We start from the raw sequence: 15,064 nt of genomic DNA, 5'->3' as shown, positions 1-15,064 counted from the left end.
AGAACGTGGACCGCATTCTGGTGGTGGACGACGATCCTGGGCTGCGGGAGCTGCTGCTGTCCGCGCTGCGGTTCGCGGGGTTCGAGGTCGAGGCGGCCGGCGACGTGCCGGCCGCGCTGACCGCGATCGAGGCGCGCACGCCCGACGCGATCGTGCTGGACGTGATGCTGCCCGGCACGGACGGCTTCAACCTGCTGCACCTGCTGCGCTCGCAGGGCGTCGGAGTGCCGGTGATGTTCCTGACCGCCCGCGACGAGGTGGACGACCGGGTGCGTGGCCTGCGGCTGGGCGGCGACGATTACCTCAGCAAGCCGTTCAACGTGGTGGAGCTCGCCGCGCGGCTGGAGGCGCTGCTGCGGCGTTCCCGCCGCGTGCCGTCGGCGGGGCCGGAGGGAGTGCTGCGCTGCGGCGACCTGGAGATGGACGAGGCCCGGCATGTGGTGACCCGGGGCGGGCGCCCGGTCGAGCTGTCCCCCACCGAGTTCCGGCTGCTGCGCTACCTGCTGGCCAACACCGGGCGGGTGGTCTCCAAGGCGCAGATCCTGGACCACGTCTGGCAGTACGACTTCGGCGGTGACGCGGGCGTGGTCGAGCGGTTCGTCTCGAACCTGCGTCGCAAGATCGACTTCGGTGGGCCGTCGCTGATCCACACCGTACGGGGGTTCGGGTACAGCCTGCGGCCGGTGCAGCAGTGAAGCGCTCCTCCCGGTGGCGGCTGGCCCTCATCGCGCTGTTCGCCGGCCCGGAGGCCGCCGCGATCACCGCCGCGGTCCAGCAGGCGTTCGACGCCCGCCGGCGAGCCGAGGACCGGCTGCGCAGCTTCGTCGCCGACGCCAGCCATGAGCTGCGCACGCCGCTGGCGACCATGCACGGCTGGATCGACCTGTACGTCCAGGGCGGGCTGCGCGACCCCGACGAACTCGACCACGCCATGGAACGGATGCAGGCCGAGGTGGGCCGGATGCGGCTGCTCGTCGACGAGCTGGCGCTGCTGGCCCACCTTGACGGGGCGCGGCCGCTGGACTGCTGGCCGGTGGACGTGGCGGCGCTGGCCGGCGAGGTGGTGGACGACGCCCGGGTGGTCAGCGCCGACCGGGCCATCACCCTGGAAGGCGTGGCGGAAGCGGTCGTCGACGGGGACGGCACGCGCATCCAGCAGGTGCTGCGCAACCTCGTCGGCAACGCGGTACAGCACACCCCGCCCGGCACGCCGGTCACGGTCACCGTCACCGCCGAGGACGGCGAGGTGGTGATCGCGGTACGCGACGAGGGCGACGGAATCGCGCCGGAGCATCTGCCGCACGTGTTCGAGCGTTTCTACCGCGCCGACCCCAGCCGCAGCCGCGACGGCGGTGGCTCGTCAGGTCTGGGTCTGGCCATCGTCGAGGCGATCGTGACCGCGCACGGTGGCCAGGCCGGGGTGACCTCGGTGCCCGGGCAGGGCACCACCGTACGGGTCACGTTCCCGGCGACAGCTCGCCCTGCCCGACCGGACCGCCCTGCTGGGCCGGCACGACCGGCCCCGCGCGATCCCGCGCGCTGAGCCTTCCGGTACCGGCATGGGTGTCGGGGTGAAGCCGGGCGGGCCGGATGGCCCGCCGCGGCTACATCCCCGGTTAGTCCCCGGCCATCACGGTGAAGGTGAATCCGGCGCTCGTCGTGCGGCGCAGCGGAATGTCGCACTTGATCCGGCGCAGTACCTCGGGCCTGCTGAGGCCGAGCCCTTGCGCGATGAGCCGTTCCGGGCGCACCGGTACCGGATCCTCGAAGACGACCTCCACCTGGACCGGCCACGCCTCGTCGAGCCGTGCCGACGGGGTGTCCAGCCGCCAGGCCCCCGTCCAGTCCAGGGCGAAGCGGCTGCGCCGGGCGAGCAACGGATCCAACAACCTGGACGCCACCAGTTCCGGATCGTTGACGCGGTAGCCGTGGAGCTCGGCCGGATCGAAGGAACTGACCGGCACTCGCTCGTGCACGGTGAGCTTGCTCGTCCGATCGCAGGATACGCAGCGGACCAGCAGCCACACGTCCAGCAGCTTGCGGTTGGCGTTGACGCGGAACCTGCCCTCGCCGGTGGTGGCCGACTCCGACCGGCAGTCCACGCACCGCAACGACAGTAGGGGCAGCCTGGTCCGACGAACGACCCAGGGCAGCACGGTATGAGGTGGTGAAGACATGGTCTCTCCAGACCTGACACGAGGCCGATCGCGCGCGGCCTCAAACGCTGGATGATCGGGCGCACAAGGGCAGCCCGGCAGAGCCGACGGGAGCGTCGGCTACAGGTGAGCGCAAGAAGGTGTCAGGTCTAAAGAGCAGGCGGGGTCACGCGGTTTTGTCCTCTGTCCTCACCGGGTTGGGGCTGGGGGCAACCTACGGGGACGCGGCAGGAAGGCTCAAACGGTTTTCGATGGCCCCGCAAGGACCTACCCCTCGATCGGCTGTGCGGCCCGGTGTGCTGTCCGAGACGATCTACGTCTGCGGCGCCCGGGCCGGCGAGGTGTGCGGCCTACACGTCGAGGACCCCGACCTGCGACTGGGGGGCGTTGGTAAGAACTTTGTCACTAGCCGCCAAGAAGATGATCTAGCCGCGAGGGCTGTTGCCGGCGCCGTCGGGCCCCGGATGATCTGCGGCTGTGAATCGCCCTTCGTTGAATCTTGGGGATCTGGTCGAGCACTGGACGGTGGTTGGTGCCGAGCAGGACCTGGTCGCGGCCAAGCATCGGGACACTCGGCTTGGATTCGCGCTGCTGCTGAAGTTCTACGGCCGGTTCGGTCGGTTTCCGCGTGGCCGGGCGGAGTTGCATCCGGACGCGGTGGAGTACGTCGCGAAGCAGGTGGGTGTCGACGCGGGCTCGTTGGGCCAGTACGAGTGGTCCGGGCGCACCATCGAGCGGCACCGTGCGCAGATCCGTGCTCATCTGGGGTTTCGGGAGTGCACAGTCGCGGATGCGGAGAAGCTGACCGATTGGTACGCGCAGCAGGAACGCCGGTACGAGCTGGTTCGGGACGCCTTGCTGGCGGAGTGCCGGGCCTGGTCGATCGAGCCGCCCACGAGTGATCGGGTGGACCGGATCGTGCGGTCGGGGTTGCACCAGGCGGAGAGGTTCCTGACCGAGCGGGTCGCCGGGCAGCTGCCGGCGGATGTGGCGGCGCGGCTGCTGGGTCTGCTGCGGACGGCTCGGCGTCGCGACCGTTCTTGTGGGCCTGACCGTCGCTAGGCGCCTTCCGCCTATGCGGCGGCGATGTTACGGGATGTGATGGCGACTACGCGGTCGGGAACCTGGCCGGCCGGAGCACCATCGAACGTGAGAGGCGGTTCCAGCGTGGTGAGGAGTGTAATGCCTAAAAAGACGGGATTAGTGGTCGCCTTGGCTGTTGTCCTGGTGTTGGCTACTACTGGTGGGTGCGCTACAGGAGACGGTTCCGGCGAGGCCGGGCCAGAGCGGGCCGCAGAGCAGGTGGAGGATTTGCTGCGCACGAGGTACGCACAGTGGTACGGGGGCATAGTGCTGGACGAGCCCGCCGGTACCATGACCGTCTACCGTAAACCGGGCAGCGATCTTGACGAGGTAGTTCGTGATCGGTTCGCCGATGTCGCCATCCATTTCGCGGACGCCCGTCTGTCGGAGCAGGAGATGCTCGCGTTGACCGAGCGTGTCATGGCCGACGTGGAGCACTGGCGTGGCGAAGGTATTTCCGTGTCCGGGGCTGGTCCGCTGCCCGACGGATCGGCGGTGCGTGTGATGACGGCCGATGGGGCTGCGGGCGAGTCGGAGCGGCTGTCCGAGCATTATCGGCAGCCGATCGTGGTGGAGCGGGGCTCGGCCGAGTTCGCGCCGTTCTCGGTGGGCCCGGGCGGAATTCCGTCCGGGCCCACCGGCAAGTGACGGATGTCAGGGGCCGAAGTGCACGCTGAGCCGGGACAGTTGCTGGTTGATGTCGACGTACCACCATTTCCAGGAGCACTGCCGGGAGTTAGGGTCGTTGATGTCTCCGCTGGGTACTCCGGCGCAGGCCACAATTTCCTCACGTACGTTCGACCGCAGGCTGATGATGCCTCGGGCCGTGCCCGCGTTGCCGGACTGCACATAGACGGGGCCGCCGCTGTCGCCGTTGCCGACACCGGCGACGCGGTTTGCGGCCTCTGCCCGAACGAGGCCTCTGATCGTGGGTCCGCCCTCGGGCGTGAGGGTTTGGTTGAGTGCCCGGACCGTCCAGCCGCAGGCGGTGCCGGAGAAGGAACCGCCGGTGCAGACAAGGTTGCCGACTTGGTTGGTGGAGGCAGCGTTGATGTGGCGTCCCGTGTTGGTGTCGCCGGTGGCAAAGGACGGACCCTCGTATACCGCAGTGCCGGCGTCGGTAAGGATCAGCATGCCGTCGTACTCGACGGTCGTGTTCGTGAGGGTGTTGCCGATAACAGTGCCGGCACCCGTTCGCCACTGCCCCTGGCCGCAGTGAGCCGCAGTAAGCAGATAGCGAGCCGCACCGTTGTTGCCCCTTACACCAAAGCCGGAGGTGCAGGCGCCGCCGTTGACGATCAGCGCGCCACCCCAGTAGGGGGTAGTGTCCGCGCCGCGGGTCGTGAACTCGGCAGGTGACTCAAGTGACAAGTCCAGCTTCACGTTGCTGGCCAGTTCGTCGTTCACCTGGTGCAGGTCGGTGGATGCGCGGGCGTTGCCGCCGTCCGGTGTGACACCGACTTCGAGGCTGTTGCCGTCCGGGGCCGGGCCGACCAGTACGACGCGGCCCGATGAGAACCTCCGCCCCGCGAGGCGGTCGGCCTCCTTCTGCAGGGTGTGCAGCGAGTAGGCCGCAGCCTGTACCTTGACGTCGATTCCCGCACGGCGAGCCGTCGCAATCGCGGCCTGGACCGCCGGCTGTTGCTCGCCGTGCCAGTAGATGGTCAGGGTGTTGGTTGCGGCGTCAACCCGGGCGCCGGCGAAACCGGACAGGGCTGGGTTGCCAGCTGCGGCCTGGACGGTGTCAGCCGCAGCGTTGAGTTTTTCCTGACGGGCGAAGAGTGCGGCGTACTTCCGTGCTTCCCCCGTTGCCGGTCCGGTCAGCGTGACCTTGCCGGGATCCTCTGGCCCGACCGGCTTCGCGGAAGCTGGCGCCGATACGGCTGCCACCAGCGCGACGATGAGGCCGCCCACCAGAAGACTTCTGGTCTTCCCCACAGATCGTACTCCCGTCTCGATAACGACATGTATGTGGAAGCTTACTCAACGTCATCCATGCATGGCAATCTCTCGATTGATGTTGACCGCAAGCCCTGGTCGAGCTGGCGCGCGCCGGTTCAACGAAGCGATCAGCCGCCACACATCTCAGAACCAGGTTCCTTGCCTCCGCGTCGATGTGACGCCGCTCACTCATCAGCCAGAAGCGGCGGCCGGCGCGATGGACATGGCGTGACCAACATCCGCGATGCCAGTCGCACGACTACCAGCGAAGACGCCGTACCGATGGCCCCGAAGCCACCGAAGATCATCTTCTTGGCGGCTGGTGCCACGGTTCTTACCAACGCCCCACTGGACGACGAGCACGTGCGCGTCCCCGGCAAGGGCGGCGCGGTGCGCACCGTGTCGAACTGATCAACGCCGGGGTGTCCATCGAAGCCGTCCGCCGCCGACTCGGGCACGTTCCCACCGAGACCACCCAGCAGTACGCCCTCTCGACGACAAGGTCGCCGACGACAGCCACCGGGGATGATTGTTGGATTGCCATTACCAGTAATCCATTAATCCCCATAGCTGACACCGGAGAGGCGGCCGGAACGACCAAGACGTGATACATCATAATGACAGTTCTTTACCGTAAGCACTTAGGATGGTGTAAGCCGATCCTGCCTGCGGCCCGCACCCGATCGACAAGGGGACGCCAGCGGTTCGATCTTGGGGGCGGCGCCAGCCGTACGACGTCGACGGCAGTGTTCGTCGTTCTCCCATCCGCCGCACCCGTGCAGAGGTACTTCCGGATAGCTACCTGGACCGACTCGTCAAACGCGACCCAGCGGCCGGGTCGCCACCGGCACGGGCGCCACCGGCGCCTGGCCTACCGTCCGGAGTGTTGATCGGCCGGAAGGTTTCCCTTCCCACCAAGGTTCCGGTGTCCCCACAGCGGCGCCCGGCGACGCCGAAACCCCGGATCCCGCGCGGCCGGCGTCAGTCCGTTGCGCGGCCGTAGCTGGCGCGGCCCTCGGCAACCTGGCGGGCTTGCCGTTCGCGCCACCGCTTCTGCGCGTCTCCGTTGCAGCGGCGGCAGACCTTGCGATAGCGGCCGGTACGGGTATCGACCTCACGGTCGTGTCCATTGCGGCACCGAGGTTGCTGCTGGCGGCTACGACAGTTCTCGGCATGACTGATCTGACGCAGGTGGGTCGGTTCGATACAGTCCGGCACACCGCAAACGTGGTCGACTTCCAACTCAGGGCTGTAGTCACCGACGAAGACGACGTACGCGGCGATGTGGGCCCATGCCCGACCCGCGACCTTCTGGTACACGCCTCGCTGGCTACCGTAGCCTCGTACGATGAGGCAGCCGTCTTCCATGCGCGCCGAGCGGTCCAACAAGTACGTCCGGAGCGTTTCCTCCGTGAAATGGCGGGACAAGCCTCTGATCTGGGAGAGCACGCCGGGAGGATAGCGGGTACCTCCGATGTTCCCGGTGGTCGGCGGCAATACCCCCGCTGTCCTGGCCCGACCGGCGGTCCCCGACGATGGCGTCCTGCCGGGCGCGCCTCGGCACGAATCCACATCTGAGCTGAGAGCCTTTCTCACATGCTCTCTCCCGACGTCGTGCCCCGCAGGTCGAGCAGCCCCGCGCTGACAGCCGCTGGGCCCGCCGACTTCACCGAAGCCTGGCTGGGCAACCGGCGGCTGTCGGAGCACACTCGCGACGCCTATCGGCGGGACGTCGCCGGCTGGCTGAGCTGGTGCAAGAGCCATGGCCTCGATCCGCTGCGGGCCACGTTCCTCGACGTCAACGCGTACGCCCGTCAGTTGGAGGCGACGCTGGGGCTCCGCAGTGGCCGCCCGCTCACCCCGGCCACCGTCGCCCGCCGCCTCTCCGCCTTGTCCAGCTGGTACGAGTTTCTGGTCAAGCTGCACGCCGTCGAAACCAATCCGGTGGCCGCCGCCGACCGCCCGCGGGTCGACCGGGACCACTCCGCCACCGTCGGGTTGACCCCCGACGAGGTCGATGCGCTGCTGGCCGCGGCCGAGGCCGACACTGGACCGACCGCCATCCGGAACCGGGCCACCATCACCCTGCTGGCCGATCTGGGGCTACGGGTCGGCGAGTTGATCTCGCTGGACCTGACCGATCTCGGCACCGAGCGCGGACATCGCAGCATCCGCTTTGTCGGCAAGGGCGGCAAGGTCCGTCGCCGCGCCCTTACCCCCGGCACCGCCTATGCGGTGGACGCCTATCTGGCCGCCCGGGCCGCCGCCCAGGGGCTGAGCGTGCCGGAGTTGACCGGTCCACTGCTGGTCACCGCGACCGGTGCGCGGCTGGACCGGAACGCGGTGTTCCGGCTGGTCCGCCGACTCGCCCAGGCAGCGGGCATCCACGCCTGGGCAAGGCTGTCGCCGCACTCGCTGCGGCACGCGTTCGCCACCACTGCCCGCGCCGAAGGGGTGTCCTTGGAGGATGTGCAGGACGCGATGGGACACGCGGATCCGCGCACGACCCGCCGCTACGACCGAGACCGGCACAACCTCGACCGCGATCCTGCGTACGTCATCTGGGCGGCCCGTGCCCGCCGGGGCGGCCGACGGACCGGGATCGGCGGGGCGAACGCCTCTTGAGGCGCCCATAAAGAGCGGCACCGCTGTGGCGTGCGGTACACCAACCTGGCCTCGCCGTAGTTTCCAGGCGAAAAACCACTCCAGCCCCTTGGTTATGGCTCCGAGCATGCCCAGGAAGCGGTACTCCCCGACCACCTCGCTCGCGCGAACGCGCCCGGAACCGGACGCGACCGGCAGACCTGATGCTGACCTCGTGGTCGGTGCTGGTACCGGCGCCACCCCCGAAGCACCCGGGCCAGCATCGACTCGGTTACCCGGGTGACCCCGATGACCGTGTGGTAGAGGTCGTCGGTCTTGATCTGGAACAGCTCGTCCCTGGGGATAGGTCTCCAGGATCTGCAACAGGTCCTGCCGTCGCGTCGCTCGCTTCGCAGCCGGCGGCGCCGGGCCCCGCCGTACCGCCGAGGGCGCTGATGGACGCGCCCGGCTTGGACCAGCCCTGACCAGGCTGGTCCAAGCCCGGAAACCTCCTATGGCCCCTCGTGGCGACGCCAGAGCCAGTCACCAGCCCGAACAGCGATGGCCAGCAGCATCAGTACCACCTTCCACCGACGCGGGCGCCGATCGCGCCCAGCCTGCGGACACCCGCAGCACCCCACGTCGCCACCATCGTCACGCCGCATTCCCATCTCCTCCCGTGCTGACCTTGGCAGGCCTGCCCTGCCAAGGAGCTCCATCGGCAGGACGCTGGTCACGGCGTATGTATGCAGCCTAGGCCCAGGCGATCCTCATGCGCCGCTGTCGATTTGTCCTCTCCGATCACCAGTGGCTTTGGGCCGTGAGAGGTGAGGAAAGGTCGTGGGAGGTGAGGAAGGTGAAGTGGTCGTCGGCGGGAGGGGCAGCAGTCGCCGACGCCGACCACGATGTGCCGGTGGTCGCGGAAGGAGTGGTTGGCGATCCATTGCACCGCAAGGGAGGCTGACAGGTTCACTGGGCCCAGGAGCGGTATACAACCGCCCGCTCGACCGCCCTCGGGCGGCGGGGACGCATCCTTCCCGGCGATGCAGGTGATCAAACCGATCAGGATTCAAGAAGCGTGGTCCCCGGAGCCGCTCGTAGCGTGATTCTCGTGTGCATCACCAACAAGCACAAGCAAGGAGACGAGGCATGAAAGCGCACGTGAGTTCGATCCTCCTCGGCGTTCGGGACATGGAGGCGTCCAAGCGGTTCTACACGGAGGGTCTTGGCTGGAAGATCGAGCAGGACTACGGCGTCTCGGTGTTCTTCGCACCGGACGGCGGGTCTCCCGTCGGCTTCTACGGCCGTGAAGGTCTGGCCGAGCAGGTGGGTACGACCCCGGAGGGCAGCGGCTTCAGCGGGCTGGTCCTCACCTACGTCGTCCGCAGCGAGACACGGGTCAGCGAGGTCATGGCGGAGGCCGAGAAGGCCGGTGCCACGATCCTCAAGTCCGCTGGCCCTCTGCCGTGGGGTGGCTACGGCGGCTCTTTCGCGGACCCGGACGGCTACATCTGGAGCCTCGGCTACAGTGCGCACGGAGAGGACCAGCCCTACGCGGAGTAGCCGCCGACGGAGGCTTCGGTCGGGTGTGGCCGACCGGGTCATACTCCCCGGCGCAGCCCGCCGCCTCCCGGAAGCCGGGGCGGTTGACACGGCACGGGGACCTGGAGCCCGTGGCCGGAAGCTGTCCGGCTGGGCTGCGGTGGTCTTCGGCGCCCTTGACCTGCTGCTCTTTCTGTATCCATCGGCCATGCTGCGTGACACGGTCGCGGCGGGCGCGCTCGGCGAACGCGTCGGGATCCTGCCGGCCATCGCCACCCAGGCCGCCGCCTACGGCCTGGCCGGCGCGGTCGCGCTGCTCGCCCTTCCCAAACCCGCACCGGTACGGACTGAGCTCGCGCCGCCGTCCCGACCTGACCGCGCCATCGCCTGACCCCGCTGTCAGATCACCAGCCGTTCGGACGACGGTCAGCCGGCCCGAGCACGTGGGCGTTGATCGCGATCACGAGATGGCCCAACTCGCTGATCTCGACGACGTCGACCCCGCCGTCGCGCAGGGTCGCCACGCCGTCGCAGTCGGCGAAGAGGAGCGGCTCCCGCAGGGCCAGCACCACTCGCGCGATGCCGGCGTCGAGCAGCAGGTCGGTGCAGGGATCCGGCCGTGACCTGCGGATGGTGCACGGCTCCATCGAGGTGTAGAGCGTCGCCCGGCCCAGGTCCAGGCCGGGCCGGGCGGCGAGCTTCGTCAGTGCGGCTTCCTCCGCGTGGTGGTGCGGGTCGGTCTCGCCGGTGTAGCCGGTGGCCAGCGTGACGCCGTACCGGTCGACGATGATCGCTCCGACGGCGTAGTGGGTCGGCGAGGGTGGCGACAGCCGGGACAGTTCGATGGCCGACCTCAACCATCGCCGGTCCTGTTCGGTGCCGCCGTTCATGCCCTGCCGTAACGATCCGGCTCGACCGTCGCCGACCCCGGGGCGACCGGGGCACCCGCGCCGCCGACAGTCACCACCTCGCCGACGCCGTGTCGGGCACTGTGCCACCGCCTGCGACGCACGCCCCCGCCTCCCGCGGCTCTCGGTGTCCGCCCACTCCGCACTCCGTACGCTACGGCCGTGGTCAGGGGGCCGCTCCTCGAGTTTCACGGCACGGTGCTGGACGACGCCATCATGAACGAGATCGTCGAACGGGTGGGCACCGGGGCGACCCGTGGCGGTCAGCGGAGCAGGACCAGCTGGCCGGGCTGGCCCTGCGCGCCGGATCGGCCGACCGCCACGCCAGCATCGACTGACCGCCGGCAACCGTCCCGGGACCGAGACCGTCGCCGGTATGCGGTCCGGGACGGCCGCTCAGACGTCGCGGCGGCGTACCACGATCAGGGCGACGACGATCGCGGCCACCGGCCAGGCGGCGTAGACGATCCACGACCCGGCGACGTCGGGCTGGGAGAAACCGTCAGCCGGCGGCGGTACCCACATCGCGGTCAACCGTTGCCATGCGGTGAGCACCATCGCGTGGTTGATCTCGGCGGTCCACCGCGTCTGGATCGAGAAGAACTGCGGCAGCATCAGCAGCGTGAAGATGCCGGTGACCATCGTGGTGGCGCCGTGCCGGATCAGGACCCCCAGGCCCAGTCCGATCAGCGCGCAGACCGTGGGGAGCAGCGCGGCGGCGGCCAGGGCGCGCAGCGCGACCGGTTCGGTGATCGCTATCGCCGCGTCCCGCCCACTCAGGATGGCCTGGGAGACCGTGAACGCGCCGCTCGCGGCGAGGGTGCCGGCCACCGTCCAGAGCACGGCTACCACGACCGCCTTGGCCAGCACCACCGAGCCGCGGGCCGGCACCGCGACGGTGGTGGTGCGGATCAGACCGCTGCCGTACTCGCCGACCACCACGATCGCGCCCGCGCTGACCGCGACGAGTGCCAGTGTCCAGTAGCCCATCAGCGGAAACGCGTCGGAGAGCGCGAACATCGGCTCTCGCTGCGCCTCCGGGCTCATGCTCGGGAAGTCGCGGTAGTCGTCGAGCGCCTCCATGGTGGCGGTACCGACGACAAAGAGCGTGCTGAGCAGCAGCGTCCAGGGTGTCGAACGCAGCGACCAGACCTTGATCCACTCGGCGCCGAGCAGGTCGCGGAACCGGGCAGGTGGCTCGGCGAGCGCTTCGGCCCGGCGTGCCGGATTCGGTGCCGAGGTGGCGGTGTCGGTGCTCATCGGGACTGCCCCGCCAGGTATTCGATGCGGTCGGCGGTGAGTTCCAGGTAGGCGTCCTCCAGTGAGGCGGTCCGGGTGGCCAGTTCGTGCAGGACGATCCGGTGGTCGAAGGCGAGGGTGCCGATCTGTTCGGCCAGTAGCCCCATCACGGTCAGCGTGCGTACCTCGGAATCGACCCTCTCCTGCGCCTCCACCCGCGCTCCGGCGGCGGTCAGCAGCGCGGTGAGTTCGGCGGCCCGTGGGGTACGCACCAGCACGCTGCGCCGGCTGCTGCGGGCGGCGAAGCCGGTCAGCGACTCGGCGGCGACCAGCCGGCCCCGGCCGATCACGACGAGTTGGTCGGCGGTGTTCTCCATCTCGGTCATCAGGTGGCTGGAGAGGAAGACCGTCCGGCCCTCCGCGGCCAGCCGGCGGAACAGGTGCCGGACCCAGCGCACCCCCTCGGGGTCCATCCCGTTGATCGGCTCGTCGAAGAGCAGTACCGGCGGGTCACCGAGCAGCGCGGTCGCGATGCCGAGTCGCTGCTTCATGCCGAGGGAGAACCCGCCGACGCGCTGCCGGGCCACCTCGGCAAGCCCCACCTCCCGGAGGACCTCGTCCACCCGGCGCGGCGGGATGCCGTTGCTGCGGGCCAGGGCGGACAGGTGTGCCCTGGCGCTGCGTCCGCCGTGCACGTGGTTCGCGTCGAGCAGGGCACCGACGTGCCGCAGCCCGCGCCGGTGGGTCCGGAACGGCACGCCGCCGACCGTGGCGGTGCCCCGGGTCGGTGCGTCCAGACCGAGGATCATCCGCAGCGTGGTGGTCTTGCCCGCACCGTTCGGTCCGAGGAAGCCGGTGACGTGCCCGGGCCGTACCGTGAAGGAGAGGGCGTCGACGGCGGTCTTGCGACCGTATCGCTTGGTCAGGTCGTTGACTTCGATCACGACGGCAACGCTGCCGAATCGGGCGGCCTGGGACATCGGGCCGGCGGCGGCAACCGTCCGGGCGGCGCCAGCCTGCGGAATTACGTCCGTGGACGGATGCCGCACCGGCCGGCCGGTGGCTAGTCTCGCCGCGTGGACGCCACCCCGCACCTGCTCCGGCCACCGCTGCGCCACCGCCTGCCGGCGGGGGTGCGGACGGCACTGGTCTGGTGCGGAGTCGCCGCGTTCCCCGTGCTACTGGCCCTGACCGTGGCGATCGTCTCAGACGGCCCCGGCCGCTACCACAGCGTGCTGGAGATGATCCCCCGGTACGCGCTGCCGGCCCTGGTGATGGCGCTGCCCGCCGTCCTGCTGCGGCGCAGCCCGCTGGCGACCCTGGCGTTGATGCTGCTCGGGTCGGCGGCGATGACGGTGATGATCCACTCGTGGCACCAGGGCTACCTGGCCGACCTGCGGTATCTGCAACTGCTGGCGATCAACCTGGTCGTCGGGTTCGTCGCGGCGACCAGGTCCCGTCGGCTCTCGGTGACCGTCGCCGTACTGACGCTCTGTGCCGAGATCATGATCGGCTACCTGGACCTCGGCGACAATGCCGTCTTCCAGCCGGAGATCCCCACCCTGGGGATGCTGGCCACCTGGATGATCGGCAACTCGGTGCGGGCGCGGCGGCGGTACGCCGAGGCGCTGCGGTCGCAGGCCACCACCCAGGCGGTCACCGCCGAACGGCTGCGGATCGCCCGTGAACTGCACGACATGGTGGCGCACAGCATCGGCATCATCGCGATCCAGGCCGGGGTGGGTAGCCGGGTGATCCAGACCCAGCCGGCCGAGGCCGGTGCTGCGCTGCGGGCGATCGAGACGACCAGCCGGGAGACCCTCGCCGGCCTGCGCCGGGTGCTCGGCGGGCTGCGTCAGGCGGACCCGTCCAACCCGGCGCCCCGGGATCCGGCGCCCGGGCTCGCCGACCTCGACCGGCTGGCCGAGGCGACGGCGGAGGCCGGGGTCCGGGTAGAGCTGTGCCGGCGGGGGGAGCGGCGTCCGCTGCCGGCCGACATCGAGCTGTCCGCGTACCGGATCGTGCAGGAGGCGGTGACCAACGTCGTCCGGCACGCCGGTACGCCACGGTGCCGGGTCACCCTCGACTACCGGGAGCACGACCTGCACGTCGAGGTCGTCGACGAGGGGCGCGGCGGGCCGGTCGCGGCCAGCGGGTTCGGGATCGCCGGGATGCGGGAGCGGGTCGGCCTGCTGCACGGCGACTTCGCGGCCGGACCGGTCCCCGGAGGCGGTTTCCGGGTGGCGGCCCGGCTGCCGCTGCCGGAGACCGTTGCGAGCCCGGCGGTGCCGGCATGAGCGTCCGGGTACTGCTCGTCGATGACCAGCCGCTGGTCCGTTCCGGGCTGCGGGTCCTCATCGCCGACACCCCCGACCTGTCGGTGGTCGGCGAGGCGGGCACGGGTGCGGAGGCCGTCGAGCTGGCCCGGGCCGTCCGGCCCGACGTCGTGGTGATGGACATCCGGATGCCCGGCATGGACGGCATCGAGGCGACCCGGCAGATCGTGGCCGGTGACGGAGCGAGCCGGGTACTCGTGCTGACCACCTTCGACGAGGACGAGCACGTCTACGGCGCACTCCGGGCCGGTGCCAGCGGTTTCCTGGTCAAGGACATGGCCGTGGACGACATCCTCGGGGCGATCCGGGTGGTCGCCGCCGGTGACGCCCTGATCGCACCGAGCGTGACCCGCCGGCTGATCGCGGGCTTCGTCGAGGCCGCACCGGCGGCCGCCCGTCGGGTACGCCCGGTCGCCGGTATCACCGAGCGGGAGCGGGAGGTGCTGACCCTGATCGGGCAGGGCCGCTCGAACAGCGAGATCGCCGACGAGCTGTTTATCACGATGGCGACCACCAAGTCGCACGTGGCCCGGCTGCTGACCAAACTCGACGCCCGGGACCGGGTACAGCTCGTGATCATCGCGTACGAGCTGGGGCTGGTCGCGCCGGCCCGCTGACCGGCTCCGGTGCCGCCCCGACACACCCGCGCGGATACCTCCGCCGACACCACCGGGCGTACCATCGCGGACATGGCGGACAAGGTCACGCTCAGCCTGAACCCGGACACGCTCGCCCGAGCCCGTGCCGCGGCGAAGCAGGACGGCATGTCCCTGTCGGCCTGGATCGACCGTGCGGCCCGCAAGGAGGCGCTCCGCGCCGCGGCTCGGCAGCACGAGGCGTGGCTGGCCGCGCACCCGGAGGTGCGGGACGAACTCGACGCCTTCGACCGCTACGCCGACCGGGTCGACGCGGGCTGGTCCGACCTGGCCGGCGCCGCGTGAACCGGGGCGAGATCTGGACCGTCGGCGACCGTACCCAGCAGGCCAGACACCGGGTCATCGTGCTCTCCGGCGAGGGGCACAACGACCGGCCGTCCACCTCCCCGTACTGTGCCCCGATCGTCCGGCAGCGCGGCAGCAGCGAACTTCCACCGTTCGTGGTGCCGCTGGCCGAGACGGATCCGGTCACCGGGGTCGTGGTGGTGAACCGGCTGCGCCGGGTTCCGGCGGCGGTCGCGGTGGAGCGGGTGGGGATGGCGACCGGCGCGAGCATGGCCCGGATCGGCGCGGCGCTGCGGGACCTGTTCGAGCTGTGACCACCAGGGCGGGCCCCTGAT

General features: G+C 70.0%; 18 protein-coding genes. 12 read left to right on the top strand and 6 right to left on the bottom strand.

The genetic code is table 11. The features are described 5' to 3' along the window. Positions 1 to 5 precede the first annotated feature (5 nt). Positions 6 to 695 (top strand): response regulator transcription factor, encoded by a 690-nt coding sequence (locus AAH979_RS25975; protein ID WP_346260741.1) that lies wholly within the window; start codon positions 6 to 8, stop codon positions 693 to 695. Continuing rightward, positions 692 to 1,543: an ATP-binding protein gene (locus tag AAH979_RS25970; RefSeq protein WP_346260740.1), complete on the top strand. Its 852-nt coding sequence runs from the start codon at positions 692 to 694 to the stop codon at positions 1,541 to 1,543. Before AAH979_RS25975 ends, AAH979_RS25970 begins: the two co-directional genes overlap by 4 nt. Positions 1,544 to 1,616: 73 nt before the next feature. On the opposite strand, the gene AAH979_RS25965 is transcribed toward AAH979_RS25970, so the two are convergent. Further along, complete coding sequence (locus tag AAH979_RS25965) at positions 1,617 to 2,102, bottom strand: DUF1062 domain-containing protein (RefSeq protein WP_346260739.1); 486 nt, start codon at positions 2,100 to 2,102, stop codon at positions 1,617 to 1,619. Positions 2,103 to 2,648: 546 nt separating this feature from the next. Between AAH979_RS25965 and AAH979_RS25960 the strand changes: the two genes are divergently transcribed. Next, complete coding sequence (locus AAH979_RS25960; RefSeq protein WP_346260738.1) at positions 2,649 to 3,218, top strand: DUF4158 domain-containing protein; 570 nt, start codon at positions 2,649 to 2,651, stop codon at positions 3,216 to 3,218. Between the two features lie 288 nt (positions 3,219 to 3,506). Continuing rightward, complete coding sequence (locus tag AAH979_RS25955; protein WP_346260737.1) at positions 3,507 to 3,887, top strand: hypothetical protein; 381 nt, start codon at positions 3,507 to 3,509, stop codon at positions 3,885 to 3,887. A gap of 6 nt (positions 3,888 to 3,893) precedes the next feature. On the opposite strand, the gene AAH979_RS25950 is transcribed toward AAH979_RS25955, so the two are convergent. Then, the gene (locus AAH979_RS25950) at positions 3,894 to 5,153 is read right to left on the bottom strand and encodes a hypothetical protein (protein ID WP_346260736.1); all 1,260 of its coding nucleotides are present in this window, start codon (positions 5,151 to 5,153) and stop codon (positions 3,894 to 3,896) included. A 255-nt stretch (positions 5,154 to 5,408) separates the two neighbouring features. Here AAH979_RS25950 and AAH979_RS25945 point away from each other — a divergent pair, with 255 nt between their 5' ends. After that, positions 5,409 to 5,591: a hypothetical protein gene (locus AAH979_RS25945; RefSeq protein ID WP_346260735.1), complete on the top strand. Its 183-nt coding sequence runs from the start codon at positions 5,409 to 5,411 to the stop codon at positions 5,589 to 5,591. A 570-nt stretch (positions 5,592 to 6,161) separates the two neighbouring features. Here the strand turns inward: AAH979_RS25945 and AAH979_RS25940 are convergent. Further along, positions 6,162 to 6,629: an HNH endonuclease gene (locus tag AAH979_RS25940; RefSeq protein ID WP_346260734.1), complete on the bottom strand. Its 468-nt coding sequence runs from the start codon at positions 6,627 to 6,629 to the stop codon at positions 6,162 to 6,164. 147 nt (positions 6,630 to 6,776) lie between these two features. Between AAH979_RS25940 and AAH979_RS25935 the strand changes: the two genes are divergently transcribed. From AAH979_RS25935 to AAH979_RS25925, 3 genes are all read left to right on the top strand, one after another. Continuing rightward, a complete protein-coding gene (locus AAH979_RS25935; RefSeq protein WP_346260733.1) occupies positions 6,777 to 7,805 on the top strand; it encodes a tyrosine-type recombinase/integrase in 1,029 nt (342 codons plus the stop codon). Positions 7,806 to 8,912: 1,107 nt separating this feature from the next. Then, on the top strand, positions 8,913 to 9,326 hold the full coding sequence (locus AAH979_RS25930) for a VOC family protein (RefSeq protein ID WP_346260732.1): 414 nt from the start codon (positions 8,913 to 8,915) through the stop codon (positions 9,324 to 9,326). Positions 9,327 to 9,513: 187 nt separating this feature from the next. After that, complete coding sequence (locus AAH979_RS25925; protein ID WP_346260731.1) at positions 9,514 to 9,696, top strand: hypothetical protein; 183 nt, start codon at positions 9,514 to 9,516, stop codon at positions 9,694 to 9,696. Between the two features lie 13 nt (positions 9,697 to 9,709). Here the strand turns inward: AAH979_RS25925 and AAH979_RS25920 are convergent, their stop codons facing one another. The 3 genes from AAH979_RS25920 to AAH979_RS25910 all read right to left on the bottom strand — a co-directional run bounded on the left by AAH979_RS25920 (position 9,710) and on the right by AAH979_RS25910 (position 12,432). Further along, positions 9,710 to 10,195: a dCMP deaminase gene (locus AAH979_RS25920; protein ID WP_346260730.1), complete on the bottom strand. Its 486-nt coding sequence runs from the start codon at positions 10,193 to 10,195 to the stop codon at positions 9,710 to 9,712. 414 nt (positions 10,196 to 10,609) lie between these two features. Then, positions 10,610 to 11,473 (bottom strand): hypothetical protein, encoded by an 864-nt coding sequence (locus tag AAH979_RS25915; RefSeq protein ID WP_346260729.1) that lies wholly within the window; start codon positions 11,471 to 11,473, stop codon positions 10,610 to 10,612. Next, positions 11,470 to 12,432, bottom strand: coding sequence for an ATP-binding cassette domain-containing protein (locus tag AAH979_RS25910; protein WP_346260787.1), 963 nt, complete (start codon positions 12,430 to 12,432; stop codon positions 11,470 to 11,472). The genes AAH979_RS25915 and AAH979_RS25910 overlap by 4 nt, the downstream gene beginning before the upstream one ends. 96 nt (positions 12,433 to 12,528) lie before the next feature. On the opposite strand from AAH979_RS25910, the gene AAH979_RS25905 reads away from it, so the two are divergent. The 4 genes from AAH979_RS25905 (at position 12,529) to AAH979_RS25890 (ending at position 15,043) form a co-directional block, all read left to right on the top strand. Beyond that, on the top strand, positions 12,529 to 13,749 hold the full coding sequence (locus AAH979_RS25905; RefSeq protein ID WP_346260728.1) for a sensor histidine kinase: 1,221 nt from the start codon (positions 12,529 to 12,531) through the stop codon (positions 13,747 to 13,749). After that, positions 13,746 to 14,405, top strand: coding sequence for a response regulator transcription factor (locus AAH979_RS25900; RefSeq protein WP_346260727.1), 660 nt, complete (start codon positions 13,746 to 13,748; stop codon positions 14,403 to 14,405). Before AAH979_RS25905 ends, AAH979_RS25900 begins: the two co-directional genes overlap by 4 nt. A gap of 72 nt (positions 14,406 to 14,477) precedes the next feature. After that, positions 14,478 to 14,729, top strand: coding sequence for a DUF6364 family protein (locus AAH979_RS25895; protein ID WP_346260726.1), 252 nt, complete (start codon positions 14,478 to 14,480; stop codon positions 14,727 to 14,729). Beyond that, positions 14,726 to 15,043 (top strand): type II toxin-antitoxin system PemK/MazF family toxin, encoded by a 318-nt coding sequence (locus tag AAH979_RS25890; protein ID WP_346260725.1) that lies wholly within the window; start codon positions 14,726 to 14,728, stop codon positions 15,041 to 15,043. The genes AAH979_RS25895 and AAH979_RS25890 overlap by 4 nt, the downstream gene beginning before the upstream one ends. The last annotated feature ends 21 nt before the right edge of the window (positions 15,044 to 15,064 follow it).

Origin of the sequence: Plantactinospora sp. ZYX-F-223, from assembly GCF_039649625.1 — a bacterium.
GTDB lineage: Bacteria > Actinomycetota > Actinomycetes > Mycobacteriales > Micromonosporaceae > Plantactinospora.
This window is presented reverse-complemented; position numbering and strand designations above follow the sequence as displayed.